This is a genomic window from Roseateles sp., assembly GCF_039595295.1.
Lineage (GTDB): Bacteria > Pseudomonadota > Gammaproteobacteria > Burkholderiales > Burkholderiaceae_C > Roseateles.
This window is the reverse complement of record NZ_JBCNLU010000006.1, coordinates 136785-161384: the sequence shown is the minus strand read 5'-3', so window position 1 is coordinate 161384 and position 24600 is coordinate 136785. Positions and strand designations below refer to the sequence as shown.

Sequence of the window (24600 nt, the reverse complement as noted above, 5' to 3'; positions counted from 1 at the left end):
TGAATCAAGGCCGTTCAGTTCACCCGCGCAAAGCGCCCGGTTCGCCGCCGCGGCGACGAAGCGGCGCGCAGCGACGATCCGAACTTGTCCATTTCGGGAAGTCCCCGAGACAACTCGTCACATTCAGCGGTTAGAAACGCGGACACAAATCGCCGCCCTTGCGGGGGGCGAACAACGCCTGGAGGGGCGTATCGGCCGGATTCCTCGTCGGCCGTGTCGTATGGGAATGTCTGTGATTCAAAGTAACGGGGACTCGGGCACCGCCAGCATCGCGGTGCAGGTGCGGGCCGAACGCCTGGCCAGCCTGCAGGCGCGCGTGCTCATGCCCGCCTGCGTCGGCGCCGTCTTCGGTCTGCTGCCGGTGATCCTGCTGTGGCCGCATCTGCCTGCGGTGGAGCTGCTGGCCTGGCTGGGCGCGCGCTGGGGCATTTCGCTGTGGCGCTGCCTGGACGCCCGGCGCTTTCTACGCCTGCCCGTTCACGAACGCGCCGCACCGCGCCGCGAGCGCGGCTACCTGATCGGCATCGCACTCGACGGACTGGCCTGGGGCCTGATCGGTGCGCTCTTCGCCACCCCCAACCTGCCCGAGATCGACGGCGCCGTCATGACCACGCTGGTCGGCCTGGTCGCGTTCACCATGGTTTCTCTGGGCCATTGGGCGCGGGCCCAGGCGCTGTTCTCCTCGCTGGTCTTCGCGCCGCTGGCGATCCGCCTGGCGCTGCAAGGCGGGACGGTGGGCTGGCTGAGCGTCGGCGGCCTGGTGATGTTCTGGGTGCTGACCCTGCTGGAGTCCCGCCGCATCGAGGCCCGCACCCTGGAGCTGCTGCGCTTGCGCTTCGAGCAGGCCCGGCTCGCCGAGCAGCGCCAGGTCGCGCTGGACGCCGCCGAGGAAACCAGCAGCAGCAAGAGCCGCTTCGTCGCGGTGATGAGCCACGAGATCCGCACCCCGCTCAACGGGATCCTGGGCATGGCCCAGCTGCTGGAGCGCGGCGAGCTGAGCCCGCAGCAACGCGAGCAGGTCGACATCGTGCGGCGCTCGGGCCGCCATCTGCTGACTTTGGTCAACGACATCCTGGACCTGGCCCGCATCGAGTCGGGCAAGCTGGTCGTGGACGCCCACCCCTTCGACGTGCGCGAGGTGGTCGGCGACGTGACCCGGCTGCTGGGCGAGACCGCCCGCGCCAAGGGGCTGGCCTTCGAGGTCGCCATCGCGCCCCAACTGCCCGCCCGGGTGATGGGCGACGCCTCCCGCATCCAGCAGGTGCTGCACAACCTGGTGGGCAACGCGATCAAGTTCACCGACCAGGGCGGCGTCAGCGTCGACGTGTCGACGGTGCTGGACATGCGCGCGGGCACGTTGTTGCGCTTCGCGGTCAAGGACAGCGGCGACGGCATCCCGGCCGATCAGCTGGAACGCATCTTCGCGCCCTTCGAGCAGGCGCAGCACACCGAGCCCGGCCGCCCGCGCCGGCGTGACGGGACGGGCCTGGGCCTGACCATCTCGCGCGAACTCGCCCGGGCGATGGGCGGCGATCTGCGCTGCGCCTCGTCGCCGGGACGCGGCTCCGTGTTCGAGTTCACCCTGCCCCTGCAAGCCTGCGCCGTGCCGGACGCGATCGCCGAGCCGGCGCGCACCCCGCCGCCGGTCAAGCCGCTGCCCCAGTTGCGCGGCCGGGTGCTGCTGGTCGACGACAGCCCGGTGAATCTGCTGGTCGCCGCAACCATGCTGCAGCGCTGCGGCCTGCAGGTCACGACGGCGGAACACGGTCTGCAGGCGCTGGAGCTGCTGCGCGCGCAGCGCTTCGAGCTGGTGCTGATGGACTGCCAGATGCCGGAGCTGGACGGCTTCGAGGCGACGGCGGCCTGGCGCCAGGAGGAAGCGCGCCGGCTGCTGCCGCGCACGCCGGTGGTGGCGCTGACCGCCAGCGCGGTGAACGACGACCGCCAGCGCTGCACCGCCGCCGGAATGGACGACTACCTGGTCAAGCCCTTCGAGATCGACGACCTGCTGAGCATCGTCATGCGTCATCTGCCCGCCTCGGCCGCCGCCGCGGGGGTGGACGTCGCCGCGGCCTGATGCCTTCTCTCCTCGCTCGCTGCTGCGCCCTCTAGAGTCCTGACCTCTGCGCCGCCCTGCCCGGCCGGCAGATAATCCTCGCCCATGCAGGTTTTCCGCGGCTTCCACCACCCCGGCATCGCAGCGCAATGCGCGCTGACGATCGGCAACTTCGACGGCGTCCATCGCGGCCATCAGGCCATGCTGGCGCTGCTGCTCTCCGAGGCCCGCCATCGCGGCTTGCCGACTTGCGTGCTGACCTTCGAGCCGCATCCGCGCGACTTCTTCGCGCACAAGATGAACAAGCCGGAGCTGGCCCCCGCCCGCATCGCCACGCTGCGCGACAAGCTGCAGGAACTGGAGCGCTGCGGCATCGACCAGGTCGTGGTGCTGCGCTTCGACGAGGCGCTGGCCTCGCTGCCGGCGCAGGACTTCATCCAGCGGGTGCTGATCGACGGCCTGGGCACGAAGTACGTGCTGGTCGGTGACGACTTCCGCTTCGGCGCCAAGCGCCAGGGCGACTACGCGACGCTGGACGCGGCCGGGCAGCGCCAGGGCTTCGACGTGGCGCGAATGATGAGCTACGAAGTCCACGGGCTGCGGGTATCCAGCTCGGCGGTGCGCGAGGCGCTGGCCGCCGGCGACATGGACGGCGCGGCGCGGTTGCTGGGCCGCCCCTATTCGATCTCCGGTCACGTCATCCACGGCCAGAAGCTGGGCCGCCAATTGGCCGAGTCCGCGCCCGGCGCGGCCGACGGCTTCCGCACGCTCAATCTGCGTTTCGATCACGACAAGCCCGCCGCGCACGGCATCTTCGCGGTGCGGGTGCACGGCCTGGACGGCAAGGACCGCGAGGACGGCGGCCTGGTGCTGGACGGGGTGGCCTCGCTGGGCGTGCGCCCGACGGTGGAGGACGCCGGCCGCGTGCTGCTCGAGGTCCATGCGCTGGACTGGCCGGCCGCGCTGGTCGACCGGCTGGGGCCGGGCGAGGCCTACGGTAAACTCGTGCGGGTGGAACTCCTCCAAAAACTGCGCGATGAAGCCCGTTTCGACGGGCTTGATTCGTTGACGGCCGCGATCCGAGAGGACGTCCGTCAGGCGCGCGAGTTCTTCGCGCAACAGGCGGCGACCCACGCCGCCGTCCGCAGGCAAACCACCCGCGACCGAATTTGAAGGGCTGACCGCCCCCCTCCGCGTTCAGCCGGCGCTCGGCGATTGCCCGCCCCAGCGCCCTTCTTCCTGTCTCCGGCCTCCCCCCACGCTCCGCGGGGTCGCCCTCTTCGATTGCTCCAGCCATGACCGACTCGTCCAAGCCCGACTACCGCTCGACGCTCAACCTGCCCGACACCTCGTTCCCGATGCGCGGCGACCTGCCCAAGCGCGAGCCGGGCTGGGTCAAGGAATGGGAAGACCAGGGCATCTATCAGCGCCTGCGGGATTCGCGCTGTGGCAAGCCCAAGTTCGTGCTGCACGACGGCCCCCCGTACGCCAACGGCCAGATCCACATGGGTCACGCGGTCAACAAGATCCTCAAGGACATGATCGTCAAGGCGCGTCAGCTCGAGGGCTTCGACGCCGCCTACATCCCGGGCTGGGACTGCCACGGCCTGCCCATCGAGAACCAGATCGAGAAGACCTTTGGCCGCGGCCTGCCGCGCGACGAGGTGCAGGCCAAGAGCCGCAAGTACGCCGGCGAGCAGATCGACCAGCAGCGCGCCGACTTCAAGCGCCTGGGCGTGCTGGGCGACTGGGACCGCCCCTACCGCACGATGGACTTCAAGAACGAGGCCGGCGAGATCCGCGTCCTCAAGCGCCTGTTCGAGCGCGGCTTCGTCTATCGCGGCCTGAAGCCCGTGTACTGGTGCTTCGACTGCGGCTCCTCGCTGGCCGAGTTCGAGATCGAGTACGCCGACAAGCACTCGCCCGCCGTCGACGTCGCCTTCCTGAGCGCCGAGCCCGAGAAACTGGCCGCGGCTTTCGGCCTGCACAAGCTCGACAAGGACGCCTTCACCGTCATCTGGACCACGACGCCGTGGACCATCCCGGCCAACCAGGCGCTCAACCTGAACCCGGAGCTCCCGTACGCGCTGGTCGACACCGAGCGCGGCTACTTCGTCGTGGCCGAGGCGCTGGTCGAGAAGTGCCTGGCCCGCTGGGGCATCGAGGGCAAGCAGATCGCCGTCACGCCGGGCAAGTCGCTCGAGCTGCTCAAGTTCAAGCACCCGCTGGCCCACGTGCACCCGGGCTATGACCGCGAGAGCCCGGTGTACCTGGCCGACTACGCCACCGCCGACGACGGCACCGGCGTGGTCCACTCGGCCCCGGCATACGGCGTGGACGATTTCAACTCCTGCATGGCGCATGGGTTGGCGTTCAAGGACATCCTGAATCCGGTGCAGGGCAACGGCGTCTATGAAGCCGAGCTCCCCTTGTTCGGCGGCCAGCACATCTGGAAGGCCAATCCGGTCATCGCGCAGGCGCTGCAGGATGCCGGCCGCCTGATGGCCCAAAGCAAGATCAGCCACAGCTATCCGCACTGCTGGCGCCACAAGAGCCCGGTGATCTACCGCGCGGCCGCCCAGTGGTTTGTGCGCATGGACGAGGGCGACGGCGTGTTCACCGTCGACAAGGCCGAGAAAACGCTGCGCCAGCTGGCGCTGGACGCCATCGAGCAGACCAGCTTCTATCCCGAGAACGGCCGCGCGCGTCTGCACGACATGATCGCCGGCCGTCCCGACTGGTGCATCTCGCGTCAGCGCAGCTGGGGCGTGCCGCTCCCCATCTTCCTGCACAAGGACAGCGGCCAGCCGCATCCGAAGACGCTGGAGTTCATCGAGCGCGCCGCGCAACTGGTCGAGGCCGGCGGCGTCGAGGCCTGGTCCAAGCTGGATCCGGCCGAGTGGCTGGGCGCCGAGGCCGAACAGTATTCCAAGGGCCAGGACATCCTGGACGTGTGGTTCGACTCGGGCTCGACCTTCCAGCACGTGCTCAAGGGCTCGCACGCGGGCGCGGCGCACGAGACCGGCCCGGAGGCCGATCTCTATCTCGAGGGCCATGACCAGCATCGCGGCTGGTTCCACTCCTCGCTGCTGATCTCCTGCGCGATCAACGGCCGCGCCCCGTATCGCGGGCTGCTGACCCACGGCTTCACCGTGGACAGCCAGGGCCGCAAGATGAGCAAGTCGCTGGGCAACGGCGTCGATCCGCAAGAGACCAGCAAGTCGTTGGGCGCCGAGATCATCCGGCTGTGGGTGGCGGCGTCCGATTACTCGGGCGACATCGCCGGCGACAAGAAGATCCTGGACCGCGTCGTGGACGGCTACCGCCGCATCCGCAACACCCTGCGCTTCCTGCTGGCCAACACCTCGGACTTCGACGCCGCGACCGATGCGGTGCCGCTGGACCAGCTGCTGGAAGCCGACCGCTATGCGCTGGCCCGCGCCGCGCAGTTCCAGCAGGAGATCCTGGCGCATTACCAGCGCTACGAATTCCACCCGGTGGTGGCCAAGCTGCAGGTGTACTGCTCGGAGGACCTGGGCGCGTTCTACCTGGACGTGCTGAAGGACCGGCTCTACACGACGGCGCCGAAGTCGCTGGCGCGCCGCTCGGCGCAGACGGCGCTGTGGCACATCACGCACGCGATGCTGCGTTGGATGGCCCCGTTCCTGAGCTTCACCGCGGAAGAGGCTTGGAAGGTCTTCGCCGGCAAGCAGGTCGGCGAGACCATCTTCACCGAGACCTACTGGTCCTTCGGCGTCGCCCATGACGACGGCATGATCGCCAAGTGGAACCGCATCCACGAGATCCGCGATGCGGTGAACAAGGCGATCGAGGATGTGCGCAAGACCGGCGCGATCGGCTCGTCGCTGCAGGCGGAAGTGGCGCTGGGCGTGAACTCGGAAGACTTGGCGCTGCTGAGCAGCCTGGGCGAGGACCTGAAGTTCGTGCTGATCACCTCGGCGGCCTCGGTCGCCCTGGCGCAGGAGCTGAGCGTGACGGTGACGCCGTCCGAGCAGCAGAAGTGCGAGCGCTGCTGGCACTACCGCGCCGACGTCGGCGTGAACCCCGCGCATCCGACGATCTGCGGCCGCTGCGAGAGCAACCTCTACGGCGAAGGCGAGCCGCGCACGGTCGCCTGATCGCCGCCTCAGACGCGGCAAGGCCGCCGAGCCCGATGGGCCGGCGGCCTTTTTCATTCGCGCGAAGCGCGCCGATCAGAGCGTATCGATGTTCACCTGGACGCCGATCCGTTCGCCACGAGCGCCATGCCGGCCACCGCGCGCCTCCAGGAACACGCGTCCCCGATAGAGGCCAGGGCGCAGGTCGGGGTTGTCTTCCTCGACGAACCGCAGGTTCACGCCGGCGAGCAGATGTCCGTTGCAATCGGTGATCGCGTCAATCGCGGTCGTTGGGCAATTGCCGGCGACAGCCGATCGCCGGAACGCGCGCAGCACCAAGGTCCGGTCCTGTTGCTGGATCGCATCCCGCACCGTCACGATCACGCGGGTGAAACGCCCCCCGACTGAGAAGGCCGCCCCGTCGTCGCGAGCCAGCGGCTGGGCAGGGAGCGAGAGACGCACCGGCGCGCCGTCGCGAGACGCGGCTCCGGGCAGCAGATCCGGCGACTCGTACCCGCGGGTCACGGTGACCTCGCCCCGCTGCAGATGCTCGATGCGCAGCCGCAGCGGAACGCGTTGACGGTAGCGCCCGTCGCGCGTCCCGACAGCCTCGATCTCCAGCCCGCCGACGTAGCTGCCTCGCGGCAGGTCCGGGTTATCCTCCGCGTGGAAGGACACCGTCAGCCGTGCGCTTCGACCGCCGCCGCAGCCCGCATCGTCCTCCATGCGCGACACGCCACCGCAGCCGTTCTCGCGCTGGCCGCGCAATCGCACCTCGACGCGGTGGCGGGTCAGTTCGTCCTCCACGATCGCATGGAGAACGCTGTACCCCGCAGCGCCCGTCGAGGTGATCGCGGCAGGTCCCCTGGCACTCGCCTGCTCAGGGACGAGATAGGCTACCGAGCCTGTCTGCAGATCCTCGGCGTGATTGCGGGAGACGAACGGCGCGCCGACGCCCACGCTCAGCCGATCGCTCAAGGTCCGCGCGCCGGGGAACACCCCTTTGAGCCAGTCCACGAGCGGGGCCGTGCGCGGGCCGTCGCTGCCGCGCCAGCGCGCGTCGCGGGCGCTCGCGGTGCCGACGACCAGCCAGTAGCCCCACCGCGACTGCCAGAAGGCGCCGCCGCTGTCGCCGGAGGTCAAGGAGAACCAGCGCGGCGTCTCACCGGTCGGTTCGTAGTCGAAACCTATCCGTTGACGCGCCGAGCCGGTCGGCCGGCCCTCGGTGCTCGCCCAGAGCCGGCCCGAGTTCTCGATCGATCGCGTCCCCACGTGCCAGGCGCCGTAGCCGACAAACTCGATGCGTGTCCGTGACGGGTCGGCGTCCGTCGACGGATCGTCCGCGCCGTCGTCGAGCAGCGGCGGCTCCGCGGCGGCCCCCACGGGGGTGGCGCGCCTGGGCAGTCGCAGGACGGCGACGTCGGTGTCGCTGTCGCTGGCGTCGTTCAGGCCCCGGCCACCCGGCGACACGAGGTGGGCCGGCGGGATGAAGGCGATGGCGCGCCCCCTCGCCATGAGAGCATCGTGGCTTAGCGAGACTTGGCCCACGTGACGGAGCCACGGCCCGCGCCGGTACCCCGTGGTCACGCAGTGCGCGGCAGTCATCACGAAGCTGTGCGCCTCGTCGTCGCCGAGCCAGGTCGCCGTGCAGACGCGATCGGAGCCGGCGAAGGACAGCTTGCCAACGCTTTGGAAGCGCGGCCGCTCGCTCTCCGCCGCCAGCCTGGCCTGCACGGTCGCCATGGAACTCACAGGATCCTCGATCCGTCCGCCCAGTGCTTCGAAACGCTGTTCATTGATGCCGACGGCGGCGGCGCCCGCGGCCGTCGCCGCCGTGGAGATCGCGATCACCACGCGCTTGATCCGGTTGTTCATCGACGCTGCCTGTGCTCTTGGAGACAAGCAGCGATCGTGTTTGGCGGCCCGCCAAACCGGGATCGCTCAACATGCGGGCGATGGCAGGGCGACCTGCCTCATCGGGTGGGCTTGCTAATCAGTTCTTGCTAGCCAACGCACGCAACCATGCCAATCCGTGCGAAGTTCCCCGCTCGACGCTCCCGCGCCGGGGACGGTACTCGCAGCCGACCCAACCCTCCCATCCGGTCGCTGTCGAGATCTCGTCGATCGCCGCCAGCGCCCCGCGCCAATCCAGCGCCCCCTGGTCCGGCTCCTGCCGGTCCGGCACGCCGGCAATCTGGAAATGTCCGACGCGCCCTGTCGGCAGCCATCGCCGCACCTGGGCGACGGCATCACCCTCCACGCGCTCGCAGTGGTACAGGTCCAGTTGCACCTTGAGATTCGGCGCGCCGATGCGCTCGACGATGGCGTGCGCCTCGTCCTGCCGCTTCAGCAGGTAATCCGGCATGTCGAAGGGATTGATGGGCTCGATCGTGAGCTCGACACCCGCTTGCGCGCCCTGCTCCGCCGCCCAGCGCAGACGCCGCCCATAGCGCGCGATCGCAGCCTCGCGGTCGGCGCCCGCCGGCAGCAGCCCCGCCATCACATGCACCCGCTCCGCGCCCAGCGCGCTCGCATAGGCCAGCGCGCGCTCAATCGAATCGCGGAATTCAGGCTCTCTCCCCTCGAGTGAGGCCAGCCCGCGCTCGCCCGCCGCCCAATCCCCCGGCGGCGCATTGATCAGGGCCACGCGCAAGCCCTGATCCTCAACCCGATCACGGAACTCGGCGACCGGGAGGTCGTAGGGAAACAGGCACTCCACACCCTCGAAGCCATCAGCCTTCGCGGCATCGATGCGGGCAAGGAAGGGAAGCTCCTGGTACAGGAAGCTGAGGTTGGCGGCGAATCGAAGCATGCGCCGTAGTGTCACACCGAGCCGCGACACCCGGTCACCGTCCTCGCCGTCATCACGGTCTGAGGCGTCTACTCGGCTCTCAGCAGCAGCGCCCGGTACGGGAGCTGTAGCGCGCCTCCTGCCGCTCGCGGAAGAATGCCTCGTAGCTCAGAGGCTCCTGGTCCGGATGCGTGCGGGCCATGTGCGCGAGGTAGGCGCCGTAGTCCGCGCCGATCAGCTGCTGACGCACGCCGCGGGCCATGTAGCGGCCCGCTTGCAGGACTTCGGACGCGGTCGACAAGGCGGCTTGCGCCGCCTGTGCCGCAGCCTCGGCGGCTTGCTTAAGCATGGCCGCCCACCGTCGCGCCTTCGGGCATGCGCTCGAACGGCGTTTCGGTGACCGTGGGCTTGCGCTCGGCGCGCGCCTTCAGCACCGCCTTCACGCTGTAGACCAGCACGCTCACCACGACGAACATGAACAGGCCGCACAGGGCCGCGTCCAGACGGTCGTTGAAGATCACGCGCTCCATCGCCTCCAGGCTCTTGGCCGGGGCCAGGACCTTGCCCTGCGCCAGCGCGTCGGCGTACTTCGAGGCATGCGCCAGGAAGCCCACCTTCGGATCGGCGCTGAAGATCTTCTGCCAGCCCGCCGTCATCGTGCAGATCAGCAGCCAGGCCGCCGGCAGGATGGTCGTCCAGGCGTAGCGGTCCTTCTTCATCTTGAACAGCACGACCGTTCCCAGCAGCAGGGCCACCGCGGCCAGCATCTGGTTGGCGATGCCGAACAGCGGCCACAGCGTGTTGATGCCGCCCAGCGGATCCACCACACCCTGGTACAGGAAGTAGCCCCACGCGGCCACGCACAGGCCGGTGGCGATCAGGTTGGCGGGCAGCGACTCGGTGCGCTTCAGGGCCGGAACGAAGGTGCCCAGCAGGTCCTGCAGCATGAAGCGGCCGGCGCGGGTGCCCGCATCGACGGCGGTCAGGATGAACAGCGCCTCGAACAGGATCGCGAAGTGGTACCAGAAGGCCATCATGGCCTTGCCGCCGACCACCTGGTGCAGGATGTGGGCCATGCCCACCGCCAGCGTCGGCGCGCCACCGGCACGCGCCAGGATGGTGTTCTCGCCGACATCCTTGGCGGTCTGCACCAGCATTTCGGGGGTGATCACGAAGCCCCAGGTCGACAGCGTCGCCGCCACCGTCTCCGGGGTCGATCCCACCAGCGCCGCCGGACTGTTCATCGCGAAGTAGACGCCCGGCTCGATGCACGAGGCCGCCACCAGCGCCATCACCGCGACGAAGGATTCGGCCAGCATGCCGCCGTAGCCGATGAAGCGGGCGTTGACCTCGTTGTCCAGCATCTTGGGCGTGGTGCCCGAGCTGATCAGCGCATGGAAGCCCGACACCGCGCCGCAGGCGATGGTGATGAACAGGAAGGGGAACAGGTTGCCCGACCACACCGGGCCGTTGCCGGCCGCGAACTGGGTGAACGAGGGCATCTGCAGCGGCGGGGCCACGATCACGATGCCCACGGCCAGCGCGATGATGGTGCCGATCTTGAGGAAGGTGGACAGGTAGTCGCGCGGCGCCAGCAGCAGCCACACCGGGATGCTCGCGGCGACAAAGCCGTAACCGATCAGCATCCACGTCAGCGCCTTGCCGTCGTAGGTGAACAGCGGCGCCCAGGCCGGGTTCTCATGCACCCACTGTCCGCCGACGATGGCCAGCATCAGCAGCACGAAGCCGATCACGGAGATCTCGCCGATGCGGCCCGGACGGATGAAGCGCAGGTACACGCCCATGAACAGCGCGACCGGAATCGTCGCCGCCACGGTGAAGGTGCCCCAGGGGGAGCCCGCCAGCGCCTTCACCACGATCAGCGCCAGCACCGCCAGGATGATGATCATGATCATGAAAGCGCCGAACAGCGCGATCACGCCGGGCACGGTGCCCATCTCCTGCTTGACCAGGTCGCCCAGCGAGCGGCCGTCGCGGCGCGTGGAGATGAACAGCACGATGAAGTCCTGCACCGCGCCGGCGAAGATCACGCCGGCCAGGATCCACAGCAGCCCTGGCAGATAGCCCATCTGCGCCGCCAGCACCGGCCCGACCAGCGGACCCGCGCCCGCGATCGCGGCGAAGTGGTGGCCGTAGAGCACGTACTTGTGGGTGGGGACGAAGTCCAGACCGTCGTTGTGCTTCCAGGCCGGCGTCTTGCGCGTCGGGTCCAGGCCCAGCACCTTCGTCGCCAGGAACAGGCTGTAGTAGCGGTAGCCGATCAGGTAGACGCAGATGGACGCCACGACGACCCACAACGCGCTCACCGCTTCGCCGTTCGCCAAGGCGACGGTGGCCAGGGCGAACGCCCCGAGGATGGCCACGCCCGCCCAGGCGAGGTGGCGACTCAAGTTCGACATCGATGTCTCCTTATGGACGCGCACCGATGGATTCGACGGGACCTGGCGCGCGGCTGCTGTCTTTGCGACGGGCAGTGTCCATTCCCCTGCGGGAATCCACATCCGTCAGACGGACTAGCCCGTGGGCGTGGGAGCACGTAGGGATTAACCCGAATCACCCCCGTCCCGCGGCGGGTCGTCGCCGTCGCGCTAAGCCACATCCTTGAGCCGTGCCACCTTGACCAGGCCGTGCTCCACGGCTTCGGCCAAGCTGTAGCCGTTCTCGAACAGGTGGCGGACAACTTGGGAGTTGGCGGGGGGGTTCGGGCTGAACCTGCCCTGAGCCATCAGGCCTCGGACTTCCTGCCGAAGCGTCGGCAGCAGTTCCGGCGTCAAGTGCCGCCGCACCAGACCAGGCTCCAGACATTGACGGCCGTGCAGGGTGAGCGTCCCCGTGTCGAGGATCGCCGCGCGCATCGCCGTGCGTGCCACTCCCAGACGGGAGGCGACTTGGTACCAGGACGACAGGCCGTTGCGGATCGGATCTCCGGTGACCGGGTCGGCCAGCAACCGCAGCACTTCACCCGGGACTCGATAGCAAGCGGCAGGCTCGGGCTTCGAGTAGCGCAGGTAACCGGCCAAGGCATTCTGGTAGCGCTTGCTGGACGACACCTGTCGCGGCATGACGCACATGCTGAGCGGAAACTGACCGGCCAGTTGATCGGCGAGTTCGGGCCGGGCGCTCAGATGCTCCCGCACTGCCCGCCGCAAGGCCTTACCGTCCGCGAGGCAGGCCTGAGGCCGTACGCACAGCTGGGCCCGCCACGTCAGCGCTGTGGCCGCCAACAGATCCCAGGCCTTGCTCGGCGTGAGCTCCACGCTTTCAGACAGCGAGACCGAGGACTCCAGACCTTCCCGCCGGACCTCGCCCCGCCCCAGTCTGATGCGATCGTCGTAGAGCACGAAGCCGCAGATCCACGGTCGGGCGTGCGGCCCCGTCGGCGCGGCCTCCTCCCCGGAGAGCGCCGGGTCCGCAACGCCGGCAGCACGCGCGGCCAGGGCCGACCCCGATTCGGGCCGAGCAGCGGAAGCCATGGCGCTGTTGGGCGTTGCGGCCGTCCAGACCCGCGAGCCCTCGTGATCCAGTTGGACCCAGTCGACCCGGGGGGCGTATCCCGCCGGAAACAGCCCCATCTCGACGATCACCCCCACGATCGCCTGCAAGAACGCGGCCTGGCGCGCGTCCTCCCAGGCGGTCACCCACGACTCCGGTTCGGCGATCTGTTTCAGCCAGAACTGGGCCCGGTCCGACAATTCACGCCCGCCGACGGCGGCCGCGCCGTCGATCGCCGACACGGACACCCCCACATCGGGCAACGGCGGGACGACGGACTGGAGCGACTGCATGGCGACGATCAAAGTGGCGAGGTGCGCTGTGTGCCCCCGCATCGGCCCGTGTTTCGGCGTCGCTGCCCCGGCATTTCCGATGGGAGGTGCCTCGCTCCTCAGACGTCTTCGCGATGCAACCCGCGCGCGTGCTCGACCGCGTAGCGGATCAGCTCCGCCTGCCCCTCGAGTTCCAGCTTGCGCTTGATGTTCTGCCGATGCGTCTCCACCGTCCGCACCGACAGGTCCAGCGCCTTGGCGATCTGTTTGCTGGACTCGCCGCGGCCCAGCGCGCTGAGGATTTCGCTTTCGCGCGGCGAGAGGATGGGCCGCGGCTGCTGGCTGCGGAACATGCGCTTGGACACGCCGGGGCTGAGGAAGGTCCCGCCCGCCGCGACGGCATCGATGGCGGCGACGATCTCGCCCGCCGGCGCATCCTTGAGCACGTAGCCCCGCGCCCCCGCCTGCAGCGCGCGCTGCACGTACTCGGGGTTGTCGTACATGCTGTACATCAGCACGCGCAGGTCGGGCACCCGCTCCAGCATGACCTGCGCCAGCTGGATGCCGTTGTGCCCCCGCAGCCCGACGTCCAGCAGCACCACCTGCGGCTGCGCGGACACCAGCATCACCATCGCCTCCTCGGCACCGCCGGCCTCGCCGACGACCAGATACCGCGCCTCGCCTTGCAGGCGCGAGCGCAGTCCCTCGCGCACCAGCGGATGGTCGTCGACCAGCAGGATGCGCACGGGCCGCGCGTCGGCCGGCGCGGCAGGAGAGGAACTGTCGGAGCTCATGGGGCCGGATTGTCGCGCGCCATGCGCCGGATGGCGGCGGCCGGCACCGTCGCCTCGATTTGCGTCCCGTGCCCCGGGCTCGCCTGCACGTCCAGCGCGCCGCCCACCGAGGCCATGCGCTCGCGCATGTTGCGCAGACCGATGCCCTGATGCGGATCGGCGCCCTCGGCGGCCGCCGCGTCGAAGCCCGCGCCGTCGTCCAGCACCCGCAGCAGCACGCCGCCGGGTTCGCCGCGCGCGTCGCCGGGCTCGAACTCCAGCGACATCGCCACCCGCGCCGCGCCCGCATGCTTGGCGACATTGGTCAGCGCCTCCTGGGCGACGCGGAACAGCACCGTGTTGAGCAGCTCCGGCAGCTCGCGCGGCGCGCCGACCACGCGCATCGCGACGGGCACCGTGCCGGCCTCGTCGAACTCGCGCGCCAGGTGCTCCAGCGCGGCGGGCAGGCCCAGCGTGTCCAGCAGCGCCGGACGCAGCCGGTGCGAGAGCCGCCGCACCTCGGTGAGGCTGTCGTTGAGCCGCTCCAGCGCGCGCGGCAGCAGCGCCGTCGTGCCGGCCTGCTGCGCCGATTCCATCAGCAGCTTGGTCGAGACCAGTGTCTGGCTGACCCCGTCATGCAGGTCGCGCGACAGGTGGGCGCGTTCCTCTTCCTGCGAGCGCACCACCTGGTGCGCCAGCGCCCGCAGCTTGCCCTCGGCCTGCCGGTGCTCCGACAGGTTGAGCGCCACCGCGCACAGGCTGATCAGCGCGACGCCGAAGACCGCGATCGCGGCGATCCACCACATCGTCCGCGCGATGTTGGCTTGCGCCTCGCGGTCGAGCTGCTCCAGCGTGGCCCGGATGCCGTCCAGGTACAGGCCCGTGCCCAGCATCCAGTCCCAGCGCTCCATCGCCACGACGTAACCCAGCTTGGGCGCGATCACGCCGCTGGAAGGCTTGCGCCACAGGTAGTCCACATAGCCGCCGCCGGCCTTGGCCTGCCCGATCAGTTGCTGGATGGTGGGACGGCCCTGCGGGTCGCGCAGGTCCCAGAGATCGCGGCCCAGCAGTTCCGGCTGGCGCGAATGCATCAGCACCTTGCCCTGCAGGTCGTAGACGAAGAAATAGCCGTCCTCGCCGTAATCCAGCGAGGACAGCAGCCGCAGCGCCTCGCGCTTGTCGCGTTCCACGTCCGCGGGCGGGCCGCCGTTCGAGCGCTCGTACAGCGGCTGCAGGGTGCTGACGGCCAGCTCGACGTAATGGCGCAGCTCGTCGCGGCGCGCGTCCATGTAGGCGCGCTGCACGGCCTCGTGCTCGCGCTCCAGCAGCGCGCGCTCCTGCTGCCGCACCGCCACCGCGATCAGCAGCAGCGACGCGACCAGGGGCAGGATCGCCAGCAACAGGATCTTCAGGCGCAGTCTCATCTGGCCCGCACTGTAGCCGCACCGCCCCGCGCCCGGATTCCCTCGCCGGCGGCGCTACAGTTGCGGGTTTCGCGCCTTGCGCGGCGTCCGCAGCAGCCCCCATCCTCATGGCCTCCAAGTCCTCCGCCTCGTCCAACAACCGCCTGATCCTGTGGCTGGCCATCGCGCTGCTGGTCGTGGTGCTGGACCAGTTCACCAAGGTGCTGGTCCTGCACGAGTTCCAGTACGGCGACAGCCGCTACGTCTTCCCCTTCTTCAACCTGGTCCGGGTGCACAACACCGGGGCCGCGTTCAGCTTCCTGGCCGGGGCCTCGGGCTGGCAGCGCTGGTTCTTCGTGGCGCTGGGCGCCGCGGCCACGATCTTCATCCTGTGGCTGCTGCGCCGTCACGGCCATCAAACCCAGTTCGCGACCGCGCTCAGCCTGATCCTGGGCGGCGCGGTGGGCAACGTGGTGGACCGCCTGCTGCACGGCTACGTGGTGGACTTCATCCAGCTGCACTGGGCCGGCTGGTACTACCCGTCCTTCAACATCGCCGACAGCGCCATCACCGTCGGCGCCGTGCTGCTGATCGTGGACGAGCTGCGCCGCGTCAAGCGCGGCTGAGACGCCACGCGCAGGCCCACGCCTGCACGGCGCGGCGCTCCCCACGCCCCCTCTCCCGCTTGCGGGACAGGGCTGGTCCGACAACCCCCTCTCCCGCTTGCGGGAGAGGGCTGGGGAGAGGGTCTTCCGCCCGCTCAAGCACGGGTTCCCCCGGACAAACGAGGCTAGCGCGCACGCCCCGCGCTGCTTAGCCTTGAAGGCCCGATCGTGCCCTTCGCACAGCCCCCGCGGCGACGCACGACGCGTCGCCGACGGGCGTGACGGAATAGGCATCGATCACCCTGGACATGACACGCCCGGCGGCGACAATCCGCTGCGACTGAATGTAACCACGCGGCCCGGCCCCACCCATGCTCGACTTCTCCTGCCTGACCCACTATGACTGGCTCGATGTGCCCATGTGGGTCTACGACCAGGAGCGTCAGCGCAACCTCTGGGCCAATGCCGCGGCGCTGAGCTTCTGGCGCGCCGACAGCGCCGAGGAATTCCTCTCCCGCGACCTCAGCGACATGAGCCCCTCGGTGGCCGAACGCCTGGCCGTGACGGCCGCGGATCATGCGCACGGCAAGCTCGTGCGCGAGCAGTGGACGCTCTACCCGCGCGGCCAGCCGACCACCGTGATGCTGGTCTCCCGCGGCATCCGCACCCCCGACAAGCGCCAGGTGATGCTGTTCGCGGCGGACTCGCTGGTCAGCGGCGTCGACAAGAGCCTGCTGCGCGGCGTCGAGGCGTTGCAGCACACCTCGGTGCGGATCGCCGTGTTCTCGCTGCGCGACGGCGCGGTGCTGATGCGCAACCCGGCCGCGGCGATGTGCTTCAACAACCTGCGCAAAACCATCGGCGCGACCGACTTCAGCGCCATCTTCCCGGACCCCGACCTGGCGCGCCGCATCGTCGCGCAGGTGCGCGGCGGTCACACCTTCGGCGCGGAGCTGGAGATCAACACCGCCAACGGCCGGCGCTGGCACGCGATCGACGCGCGCCCGATGCGCGACCCGGTCAGCGGCGAAGTCGTGCTGCAACTCAACGCGCGCGACATCAGCGACTTCAAGGCCACGCAGGCGCAGCTGGAAGCGGCGCGCGAGGCGGCCGAGGCAGCCAGTCAGGCCAAGAGCTCTTTCCTGGCCAACATGAGCCACGAGATCCGCACCCCGATGAACGGCGTGCTGGGCCTGACCGAGCTGGTCCTGCAGACCGAGCTCAACGAGCGCCAGCGCAAGTTCATCGAGCTGGCGCACAGCTCGGCCAAGGGGCTGATGGTCATCATCAACGACCTGCTGGACATCGCGAAGATCGAGGCCGGACGCGTGATCATCGACCAGGCCCCGTTCAATCTGCACGACTGCCTGCGCGAGGCGCTGCATCCGCTGCTGCTGCAGGCGCACGAGAAGGGCCTGCAGCTGCATGCGCGCGTGCAGCCCGGCGTCCCGCAGCACCTGCTGGGCGACGCGCTGCGGCTGCGCCAAGTGCTGGTGAATCTGGTGGGCAACGCGCTCAAGTTCACCGAGAAGGGCGAGGTCCGCGTCGACCTGCAGCGCATCGACGAGGACCCGCTGGTCCCGCCCGCCGCGCAGGGAGGCCCGCTGCGCCTGCGCATCGCGGTGCACGACACCGGCATCGGCATGACGCGCGAGCAGATCGCCCAGATCTTCAGCCCCTTCACGCAAGCCGACGGCAGCATCACGCGCCGCTACGGCGGAACCGGCCTGGGCCTGACCATCGTCAAGCGCCTGGTCGAGCTGATGGGCGGCGAAGTGCAGGTCGAGAGCCAGCACGGCGCCGGCTCCTGCTTCAGCTTCGAGATCAAGCTGTCCCAGCCGGTGGTGCTGGACCAGGTGGTCCGCACCGAGACGGTGGACGTGGAGGTCGAGGAGACCACCGCCGGCAGCTTCGACGATGACGACGACACGCCCGACACCATCCCCGCCGGCCTGGACGACCTGCCCGCCCCCCCGCGCCAGGTCGCCGAGCTCGCGCCCGCGCCCGCGGTGGCCCATGAGACCGCCACCGACAGCGCCAACGATGCGTTGCTCGATGCCGAGACCGTCGCGGCGGAACTGGACGCGGCGCCGCTGGCCGCGTCCTCGGGCTCAAATCAGCAGCACGCTTGAGCCGGTGGTCGTGCGGGCTTCCATCTCGCGATGGGCCCGCTGGACCTCGTCGAAGGGGTAGCGGTTCTCGACCTCGATGCGGACCGCGCCGCTCTCCACGACCTTGAACAGCTCGCCCGCGATCTCCTGCGTCACTGCCTGCGAGCTCAGATGCGTGAACAGCGAGGGCCGCGTCAGATAGAGGCCCTTGGCCGCGAGCGCCGTCAGCGGCACCGGCGGCACCACGCCCGACGCGTTGCCGAAGCTGACCATCAGCCCGAAGGGCCGCAAGCTGGCCAGCGAGCCCTCCCAGGTCGAGGCGCCGACCGAGTCGTAGACCACTTTCACGCCCTGCCCGCCGGTGATCTCCCGGACGCGCTCGGCGACGTTCTCGGTCGCGTAGTTGATCGCGAAGGCCGCCCCATGATCCAGCGCCAGCCGGCACTTGGCGTCGCTGCCCGCGGTCCCGATCAGTTGCAGCCCCAGCGCCTTGGCCCATTGGCAGGCGATCAGGCCCACGCCGCCGGCGGCCGCATGAAAGAGCACGTGATCGCCCGGCTGCAGCCCGGCTTGCGGCAGCGTGCGGCGCAGCAGGTACTGCACCGTCATGCCCTTGAGCATCATCGCGGCGCCCTGCTCGAAGCTCAGGAAGTCCGGCAGCTTCACGACGCAGCGTGCGGGCATCACGCGCGCGCTGGCGTAGGCGCCGATCGGGTTGCTCGCATAGGCGGCGCGGTCGCCGACGCGCAGATGCGTGACGTCCTCGCCCACCGCCTCGACGATGCCGGCGCCCTCCATGCCCAGGCCGGTGGGCAGCGTCAGCGGATAGACGCCGCTGCGGTGATAGATGTCGATGTAGTTGAGACCGCAGGCGTGGTGGCGGATGCGGATCTCGCCGGGACCGGGGTCGCCGACCTGGACGCTCTCGATGCGCAGGACCTCCGGTCCGCCTTGTTGCTCGATGCGCACGGCTCTGTCGCTCATCAGGGTTCTCCTCGGGTGGGGATGTCGCTCGCGCGTCGGTCCGGACGCCGCGAAGCGGGCTATCGTGCCAGCCTCGCGCCGCTCTTGCATGGTCCCCATGAGCTTGACCCCACGCCTGGCCCTGATGCTGACGCTGCCGCCCCTGCTGTGGGCCGGCAATGCGGTGGTGGGCCGCGCCGTGGGCGCCCAAGTGCCGCCGCTGCTGCTCAATGCGATGCGCTGGACCCTGGCCTTCGCGCTGCTGTGTCTGTTGGCGCCGCGCGCGCGGGCGCTGCTGCAAGACCTGACCCCGCTGCGGCGGCGTTGGGGCTACTTCGCGCTGTCGGGGCTGCTGGGCATGGGCTGCTACAACGCGCTGCAGTACGAGGCGCTGCACAGCTCGACCGCGCTCAACGTGACGCTGATCGCGGCCAGCCTGCCGGTGTGGATGCTGGCGGTGGGCGCGCTGGTTTATCGCGTCTGGCCCACGCGTCGCCAGCTCGCGGGCGCGGCGCTGTCGCTGGCGGGCGTGGCGCTGGTGATCTCGCGCGGCCACCTGGAGCGGCTGGCCGAGGTGCAGTTCGTGCGCGGCGATCTGCTGATGCTGCTGGCCGTGATCAGCTGGGCCTTCTACAGCTGGCTGCTGGCGCGGCCGCCGGCCCACATGCGGAGTGACGAACGGCCGGACTGGGACTGGTCGCAGCTGCTGATGGCGCAGCTGGTGTTCGGGCTGGCATTCGGCGTGGTCTCGGCGGGTGTGGAGCAGGCGGTCGGCGCGGCGCCGGTGCGCTGGGGCTGGCCGCTCGCGGCCGCGCTCGCCTACGTGGCGATGGGGCCTTCGTTGATCGCGTACCGATGCTGGGGATTGGGGGTCGCGCAGGCGGGGCCGACGCTGGCCGCGTTCTTCGGGAATCTGACGCCGGTCTTCGCGGCGTTGATGTCGGCGGCCTTGCTGGGCGAATGGCCGGCGTGGTTCCACGGCGCGGCATTTGCGCTGATTGCGGCGGGGATCGCGGTGTCGGCGGGGCGACGCGGCTGAGCGTGGAACGTTCCGAGCCTTGCTGAGCCCCTGGCCCATGAGGTGAAAGAGCGGCTCGCGCTCGACGCGTTCAGTCCTTTGGCCCCTCTCGATCCGCTCGGGATCCATGGGCGCTGTCCTTCGCCGAGCTCAGAACGTCCCCGGATACGCCCCGCCGTCCAACAGGATGTTCTGCCCGGTCAGATAGCCGGCATGGGCCGAGCACATCAGCGCGCAGATGGCGCCGAATTCCTCCGCGCTGCCGAAGCGCTGCGCCGGGATGCCGGCCATGCGCTTGGCGCGGACGTCGTCGAGCGCCTGACCCGACTGCTGCGCCCCCGCGGCCATGGTCTTCTGCAGACGCTCCGTATCGAAGGCGCCCGGCAGCAGGTTGTTGATGGTCACATTGCGACCCGCGATGCGCGTCTGCCGCGACAGACCGGCGACAAAGCCGGTCAGGCCCGAGCGCGCGCCGTTGGACAGGCCCAGGACATCGATCGGCGCCTTCACCGCGCCGGAGGTGATGTTGACGATGCGCCCGAAGCCGCGTTCCGCCATCGCGTCGACCGTCGCCTTGATCAGCGCGATCGGGGTCAGCATGTTGGCGTCCAGCGCGGCGATCCATTGATCGCGCTCCCAGTCTCGGAAATCCCCGGGGGGCGGTCCGCCCGCGTTGTTGATCAGGATGTCGATGTGCGGCGCGGCGGCCAGCGCGGCGGCGCGGCCGGCCTCCGTCGTGATGTCGCCGGCCACGGCGATCACCTGCACACCGGGGTTGGTCGCGCGCAGCTTGGCGGCCTGCGCCTGCAGCGCTTCCTCGCCGCGGGCGGTGATCACCACGTTGACGCCCTCGCCCGCCAGCGCCTCGGCGCAGCCCGCGCCCAAGCCCTTGGAGGCCGCGCACACCAGGGCCCAACGGCCCTTCAGTCCCAGATCCATCGTGTTCTCCATGTCCTCGCGGACGTCGTTGCGGGCGCGTCGCGGACGCCGCCCTGGAAGGCCTGCGATCGAGCGATCGAGCGAGCGCTCAACGCCGCTGGCGCGCAAGCAGCCACACGCCGCCCAGCACCAGCACCGTCCCCGCCACGACCCAGCCGGTGAGCGGCTCGTCGAGAATCAGGGCGCCCATGAGTATCGTGGACATCGGGCCGATCATGCCGGTCTGGGCCGCGACGCCGGCGCCCATGCGCTCGATGGCCATCATGACCATCAGCACCGGCGCGAAGGTGCAGGCCAGCGCGTTGAGCACCGACAGCCCCCACACCGCCGGGGCGATGTCCGCCAGCCCTGACATGGGCCGCGTCAGCACGAACTGCGCGATGCAGAACCCGCAGGCCACCGAGGTCGCCAGCCCGGTAAGCCGCATCGATCCCAGGCGCTTGACCCACTCGCCGCTGTAGACCAGATAGAGCGCATAGGCCACGGCGCTGCCCAGCACCAGCGCGCCGCCCAGCCAGACGTTGCTGCCGGCGATGCTGAGCTCATGCCCGAACACCAGCAGCACGCCCGCGTAGCTGAGCGCCAGCGCGCCCGCCTGCTTCAGGCCGACGCGGCGACCGTACAGCGCCCAGGACAGCAGCAGCACGATGGTGGGGTTGAGATACAGGATCAGGCGCTCGAAGCTGGCGGTGACGTAGGCCAGACCGGCGAAGTCCAGGAAGCTGGCCAGGTAGTAGCCGCTGAAGCCCAGGCCCACGACGGCCAGCTTCTCGCGTCCGGTCAGCGCCGGCTTGCCCCGGCCGGCCCACCAGGCCAGCGCGAGGAACAAGGGGAGCGCCAGCAGCATGCGCAGCATCAGCAGGGTGATCGCGTCGACGCCGTGGCGATAGGCCAGCTTGACGATGATCGCCTTGCCGGAGAACCCGATCGCGCCGCCGATCGCCAGCAGCAGCCCGCTCAAGGGCGGGGACGTGGAGGACGCGGCAGGCGATGCCGGCGAGGCGGGGACGGGACTGCTCATGGCGGTCGATTCTAGGAAGCGGGCTCCGACGCGGATTCGCGAAGGGGCAATGCTGGATTGCCGATCGCACCGGCCCTGCCGGGCGCTGCTCGCCCGATGGGCGATCGCGCCGTGCGCCGTCCGGCGCGTGTCCCATCCCTTGTCCCATCTCGCGTGAATAGTTGTCGAGACCCCTGCCGACTTGCGTGAAGACACGCAAATCCTGCCCCCTGGCCCTCAAGGCCTGACCCCGCGCGGCCGATGACAGGTCGCCCACCGGGACAGGCGGGCACGGGAAAGGAAACGACAAGGCATCGCGCGCCGACGGGCGCGACGGCGCCGGACCTGCGAGGGACCCTGCCGATGAGGTACACCGAGAGCATCGCCGCCAGCGCGCAAGCGCTGCGGACCGCCCTGCCGCTGATGTCGAGGCAGCGCGCCGCGCTTCACCCGGTCACCTATGCCGTCTGGTACGAGCATGTGACCGCGATGAACAGCGCGCTCAGCCGTGAGCTGATGTCGCTGATCCAGGACGGCGCCACCCTGGACGAGCCCCAGACCTGGGCGCTCTACCGCAAGCACATCGCCGAGCTGGACGAGGACATGGCCGTGACGCTGGCGCGCGACGTCGGCGACGTGCTGCGCGGCGTGTCCGACTGCACCGACCAGGCGGGCGGGCAGATCCAGCATTACGCGCGGGCGTTGCAGGGCTGGGAGAGCTCGCTGCGCGCGGCCGCGCCGGGTCAGCATGTGCAGGTGCTCGCCGAGGCCTTGCAGGGCACGCGCGACATGAGCAATGCCGTGACCGGCCTGCTGGCGCGGCTGGAGGCCAGCCGGCAGGAGGTCGCCGCGCTGCGGCAGGAAGTGCATCGCGCGCGCAGCGAGGCGCTGCTGGATCCGCTGACCGGCCTGAGCAACCGCCGCGGCTTCGACCGCGCGCTGGCCGAGTGCCTGCGCAGTCCCGACGCGGGCACGCCGCTCGCGCCCTGCCTGCTGCTGGGCGATGTCGACGACTTCGACGGGCTGCGCCGTCAGCTCGGCGACACGCGCCTGAACGACGCGCTGCAGCAGGTCGCCAACACGGTGCGCAGCATCGCGCAGAGCCATCACGTGGCGGCCAGGCTGGAGGAAGAGGAGTTCGCGCTGCTGATCCCTGGCGCCGGCCTGCACGAGGCCCATGCGCTGGCCGAGCAGTTGCGCCACGGCGTCGCCAATCTGCAGCCGGACGGGGAGCGTCGGCTGAGCCTGTCGCTGGGGGTGACGCAGCTGGGCCAGGGCGAGAGTGCCCGCGATTTCCTGGCCCGCGCGGATCAGGCGCTGCAGGCCTCGCGGGCGCAAGGCCGGAACCGTGTCACGGTCCTGGCGGCCGATGAGCGTTTCGCCGCATGAGCCGTGTCACGACAGGCGCTCATAATCGCCCGCACCTGGGGATGCTGGGAGGGACGGCGACCGTGGCCCTGATGAAGACTTCGTTGCGCAGCGCGGTGATCCTGGCGCTGCTGGTGGGCTTGGCGCTGCCGACCGCCGGCGTGCTGCTGTACGAGCAGCAGCTCAGCCGCAAGACGGTGATGGAGGACCTGCGCCGCGATCTGTCGCGGGTGGCGGAAGTGTTGGCGCTGTCGCTGGCCGAGCCGATCTGGCAGGTCTCGCCCGACCTGGCCGAGCCCATGGTCAAGGCGCAGGTGGACGATCCGCGCTTCGTGTCCATCGTGGTGACGGAGAACGCCGCGCAGCAGGCCTTCGTCGAATTCCATCGCGGCACGCCCGACGATGCGATGACGCTGACCGAGACGCGACCGGTGATGCGCGACGGGCGCGAGATCGCCAAGCTGACCATCGTCATGAGCGCCGAGCCGCTGATGACCCGCAAGCGCGACGACCTCTGGAACGCGCTGTGGCGCAGCATGCTGACGCTGACCGTGTCGCTGGCGCTGATCCTGGTGGTGATGCAGCGGCGCGTGCTGCGGCCGATGGAGCGGCTCTCCCGCGCGGCCGACGAGCTGGCGTCGGGTCAGTTGGACCGGCCGCTCAAGCTGGGCGGCGAGGACGAGATCGCCCGCGTCGGCAAGGCCATGGAACGGATGCGGCAGGCGCTGCTCAAGGCCTTCGACGATCTGCGCGGCCATGCGTCGACGCTGGAGGATCAGGTGGCGCAGCGCACCGTGCAGCTGACCGAGGCCAACGCCGAGCTCACGCAGGCGCTGGCCAACCTCAAGACCGCGCAGCGGGAGCTGGTCGAGTCCGAGAAGCTGGCCTCGCTGGGCCGCTTGGTGGCCGGCGTGGCGCATGAGCTGAACACGCCGCTGGGCAATGCGCTGACGGTGGTGTCGGCGTTGGAGGACCGCTGGGGCAAGCTGGACCGCATGCTGGCGGACAACACGCCGATGCGGCGCAGCCAGCTCGAGGAGCTCGTCAAGGACACGCGGCGCGGGCAGGACATCCTGCATCGCAACGTGCAGAAGGCGGCCGATCTGGTGAAGGACTTCAAGCAGGTCGCCATCGATCAGACCAGCGACACGCGGCGGGACTTCGAGCTCGCGCAGGTGGTCGAGGACGTGCTGGTGATGGTCGAGCCCAGCTTCAAGCACACGCCCTTCCGCATCGTCACCGACCTGTATCCGGACCTGCGGATGAGCAGCTATCCGGGCGCATTGGGTCAGGTCTTGACCAACCTGCTGATGAACGCGCTGGTGCACGCTTTCGAAGGGCGCGAAACGGGGATGGTGCAGGTCGCTTGCCACCGGCTGGACGCGTCCCAGGTGGAGCTCACCGTGTCCGACGACGGGCGCGGGATGGATGCGTCGGTGGTGCGCAAGATCTTCGATCCCTTCTTCACGACCAAGCTCGGCAAGGGCGGCTCGGGCCTGGGGATGCACATCGTCCACAACATCGTGACCAACGTGCTGGGCGGGCAGATCGAAGTCATCTCCCAACCGGGAGAGGGCACGCGCATGCTCATGCGCCTGCCCGTCGAGGCCCCGCTGCGCGGCGCCGGCGAGGGACGCGCCGGCTGAGCGCCGCGCCCTTCCCTCGCGTTT

18 protein-coding genes are annotated in these 24600 nt (G+C 69.7%); 8 read left to right on the top strand and 10 right to left on the bottom strand.

The annotated features are described in order from the left end of the window. Positions 1-232 precede the first annotated feature (232 nt). From ABDW59_RS06945 to ileS, 3 genes are all read left to right on the top strand, one after another. Positions 233-2077, top strand: a complete 1845-nt coding sequence (locus tag ABDW59_RS06945) for an ATP-binding protein (protein ID WP_343628841.1) — start codon at positions 233-235, stop codon at positions 2075-2077. 84 nt (positions 2078-2161) lie between these two features. Continuing rightward, positions 2162-3229 carry a bifunctional riboflavin kinase/FAD synthetase gene (locus ABDW59_RS06940; protein WP_343628840.1) on the top strand — a complete coding sequence of 356 codons (1068 nt, stop codon included), beginning with the start codon at positions 2162-2164 and terminating at the stop codon, positions 3227-3229. A gap of 122 nt (positions 3230-3351) precedes the next feature. After that, complete coding sequence (gene ileS / locus ABDW59_RS06935) at positions 3352-6195, top strand: isoleucine--tRNA ligase (RefSeq protein ID WP_343628839.1); 2844 nt, start codon at positions 3352-3354, stop codon at positions 6193-6195. A 75-nt stretch (positions 6196-6270) separates the two neighbouring features. Here ileS and ABDW59_RS06930 read toward each other — a convergent pair whose 3' ends face one another. The 7 genes from ABDW59_RS06930 to ABDW59_RS06900 all read right to left on the bottom strand — a co-directional run bounded on the left by ABDW59_RS06930 (position 6271) and on the right by ABDW59_RS06900 (position 14947). Then, positions 6271-8049 carry a hypothetical protein gene (locus ABDW59_RS06930; protein WP_343628838.1) on the bottom strand — a complete coding sequence of 593 codons (1779 nt, stop codon included), beginning with the start codon at positions 8047-8049 and terminating at the stop codon, positions 6271-6273. A gap of 118 nt (positions 8050-8167) precedes the next feature. Continuing rightward, positions 8168-8986: a TIM barrel protein gene (locus tag ABDW59_RS06925; protein ID WP_343628836.1), complete on the bottom strand. Its 819-nt coding sequence runs from the start codon at positions 8984-8986 to the stop codon at positions 8168-8170. 79 nt (positions 8987-9065) lie between these two features. Further along, complete coding sequence (locus ABDW59_RS06920; protein WP_273488759.1) at positions 9066-9266, bottom strand: YbdD/YjiX family protein; 201 nt, start codon at positions 9264-9266, stop codon at positions 9066-9068. Between the two features lie 40 nt (positions 9267-9306). Further along, the gene (locus ABDW59_RS06915) at positions 9307-11385 is read right to left on the bottom strand and encodes a carbon starvation CstA family protein (RefSeq protein WP_343628834.1); all 2079 of its coding nucleotides are present in this window, start codon (positions 11383-11385) and stop codon (positions 9307-9309) included. Positions 11386-11574: 189 nt separating this feature from the next. Next, positions 11575-12771: a hypothetical protein gene (locus tag ABDW59_RS06910; protein WP_343628833.1), complete on the bottom strand. Its 1197-nt coding sequence runs from the start codon at positions 12769-12771 to the stop codon at positions 11575-11577. Positions 12772-12869: 98 nt separating this feature from the next. Next, positions 12870-13544, bottom strand: a complete 675-nt coding sequence (locus ABDW59_RS06905) for a response regulator transcription factor (RefSeq protein ID WP_343628832.1) — start codon at positions 13542-13544, stop codon at positions 12870-12872. Beyond that, the gene (locus tag ABDW59_RS06900) at positions 13541-14947 is read right to left on the bottom strand and encodes a cache domain-containing protein (RefSeq protein WP_343628830.1); all 1407 of its coding nucleotides are present in this window, start codon (positions 14945-14947) and stop codon (positions 13541-13543) included. The genes ABDW59_RS06905 and ABDW59_RS06900 overlap by 4 nt, the downstream gene beginning before the upstream one ends. Before the next feature lie 107 nt (positions 14948-15054). Here ABDW59_RS06900 and lspA point away from each other — a divergent pair, with 107 nt between their 5' ends. Next, positions 15055-15552, top strand: coding sequence for a signal peptidase II (gene lspA / locus ABDW59_RS06895; RefSeq protein WP_343628828.1), 498 nt, complete (start codon positions 15055-15057; stop codon positions 15550-15552). Between the two features lie 350 nt (positions 15553-15902). Continuing rightward, complete coding sequence (locus ABDW59_RS06890; protein ID WP_343628826.1) at positions 15903-17663, top strand: ATP-binding protein; 1761 nt, start codon at positions 15903-15905, stop codon at positions 17661-17663. Here ABDW59_RS06890 and ABDW59_RS06885 read toward each other — a convergent pair. Further along, positions 17643-18626 (bottom strand): quinone oxidoreductase, encoded by a 984-nt coding sequence (locus ABDW59_RS06885; protein WP_343628825.1) that lies wholly within the window; start codon positions 18624-18626, stop codon positions 17643-17645. The two genes, ABDW59_RS06890 and ABDW59_RS06885, sit on opposite strands and share 21 nt — an antisense overlap. Positions 18627-18723: 97 nt before the next feature. On the opposite strand from ABDW59_RS06885, the gene ABDW59_RS06880 reads away from it, so the two are divergent. After that, entirely contained in the window at positions 18724-19644 is a 921-nt protein-coding gene (locus ABDW59_RS06880) for a DMT family transporter (RefSeq protein ID WP_343628823.1), read from the top strand. A gap of 129 nt (positions 19645-19773) precedes the next feature. Here the strand turns inward: ABDW59_RS06880 and ABDW59_RS06875 are convergent, their stop codons facing one another. Together ABDW59_RS06875 and ABDW59_RS06870 are read right to left on the bottom strand one after the other, a co-directional pair. Continuing rightward, the gene (locus ABDW59_RS06875; RefSeq protein WP_343628822.1) at positions 19774-20562 is read right to left on the bottom strand and encodes an SDR family oxidoreductase; all 789 of its coding nucleotides are present in this window, start codon (positions 20560-20562) and stop codon (positions 19774-19776) included. 88 nt (positions 20563-20650) lie between these two features. Next, the gene (locus ABDW59_RS06870) at positions 20651-21583 is read right to left on the bottom strand and encodes a DMT family transporter (protein ID WP_343628821.1); all 933 of its coding nucleotides are present in this window, start codon (positions 21581-21583) and stop codon (positions 20651-20653) included. A 342-nt stretch (positions 21584-21925) separates the two neighbouring features. Here ABDW59_RS06870 and ABDW59_RS06865 point away from each other — a divergent pair, with 342 nt between their 5' ends. Then, the gene (locus ABDW59_RS06865; protein ID WP_343628820.1) at positions 21926-22951 is read left to right on the top strand and encodes a GGDEF domain-containing protein; all 1026 of its coding nucleotides are present in this window, start codon (positions 21926-21928) and stop codon (positions 22949-22951) included. A gap of 71 nt (positions 22952-23022) precedes the next feature. Then, entirely contained in the window at positions 23023-24576 is a 1554-nt protein-coding gene (locus tag ABDW59_RS06860) for an ATP-binding protein (protein WP_343628819.1), read from the top strand. Positions 24577-24600: the final 24 nt, after the last annotated feature.

What these genes read in the sequence shown, in the direction of transcription:
- ABDW59_RS06940 (WP_343628840.1), top strand. Translation starts at nt 2,162, where the DNA reads ATGCAGGTTTTCCGCGGCTTCCACCACCCCGGCATCGCAGCGCAATGC.
- ileS (WP_343628839.1), top strand. Translation starts at nt 3,352, where the DNA reads ATGACCGACTCGTCCAAGCCCGACTACCGCTCGACGCTCAACCTGCCC.
- ABDW59_RS06930 (WP_343628838.1), bottom strand. Translation starts at nt 8,049, where the DNA reads ATGAACAACCGGATCAAGCGCGTGGTGATCGCGATCTCCACGGCGGCG.
- ABDW59_RS06925 (WP_343628836.1), bottom strand. Translation starts at nt 8,986, where the DNA reads ATGCTTCGATTCGCCGCCAACCTCAGCTTCCTGTACCAGGAGCTTCCC.
- ABDW59_RS06915 (WP_343628834.1), bottom strand. Translation starts at nt 11,385, where the DNA reads ATGTCGAACTTGAGTCGCCACCTCGCCTGGGCGGGCGTGGCCATCCTC.
- ABDW59_RS06910 (WP_343628833.1), bottom strand. Translation starts at nt 12,771, where the DNA reads ATGCAGTCGCTCCAGTCCGTCGTCCCGCCGTTGCCCGATGTGGGGGTG.
- ABDW59_RS06905 (WP_343628832.1), bottom strand. Translation starts at nt 13,544, where the DNA reads ATGAGCTCCGACAGTTCCTCTCCTGCCGCGCCGGCCGACGCGCGGCCC.
- ABDW59_RS06900 (WP_343628830.1), bottom strand. Translation starts at nt 14,947, where the DNA reads ATGAGACTGCGCCTGAAGATCCTGTTGCTGGCGATCCTGCCCCTGGTC.
- lspA (WP_343628828.1), top strand. Translation starts at nt 15,055, where the DNA reads ATGGCCTCCAAGTCCTCCGCCTCGTCCAACAACCGCCTGATCCTGTGG.
- ABDW59_RS06890 (WP_343628826.1), top strand. Translation starts at nt 15,903, where the DNA reads ATGCTCGACTTCTCCTGCCTGACCCACTATGACTGGCTCGATGTGCCC.
- ABDW59_RS06885 (WP_343628825.1), bottom strand. Translation starts at nt 18,626, where the DNA reads ATGAGCGACAGAGCCGTGCGCATCGAGCAACAAGGCGGACCGGAGGTC.
- ABDW59_RS06880 (WP_343628823.1), top strand. Translation starts at nt 18,724, where the DNA reads ATGAGCTTGACCCCACGCCTGGCCCTGATGCTGACGCTGCCGCCCCTG.
- ABDW59_RS06875 (WP_343628822.1), bottom strand. Translation starts at nt 20,562, where the DNA reads ATGGATCTGGGACTGAAGGGCCGTTGGGCCCTGGTGTGCGCGGCCTCC.
- ABDW59_RS06870 (WP_343628821.1), bottom strand. Translation starts at nt 21,583, where the DNA reads ATGAGCAGTCCCGTCCCCGCCTCGCCGGCATCGCCTGCCGCGTCCTCC.
- ABDW59_RS06865 (WP_343628820.1), top strand. Translation starts at nt 21,926, where the DNA reads ATGAGGTACACCGAGAGCATCGCCGCCAGCGCGCAAGCGCTGCGGACC.
- ABDW59_RS06860 (WP_343628819.1), top strand. Translation starts at nt 23,023, where the DNA reads ATGAAGACTTCGTTGCGCAGCGCGGTGATCCTGGCGCTGCTGGTGGGC.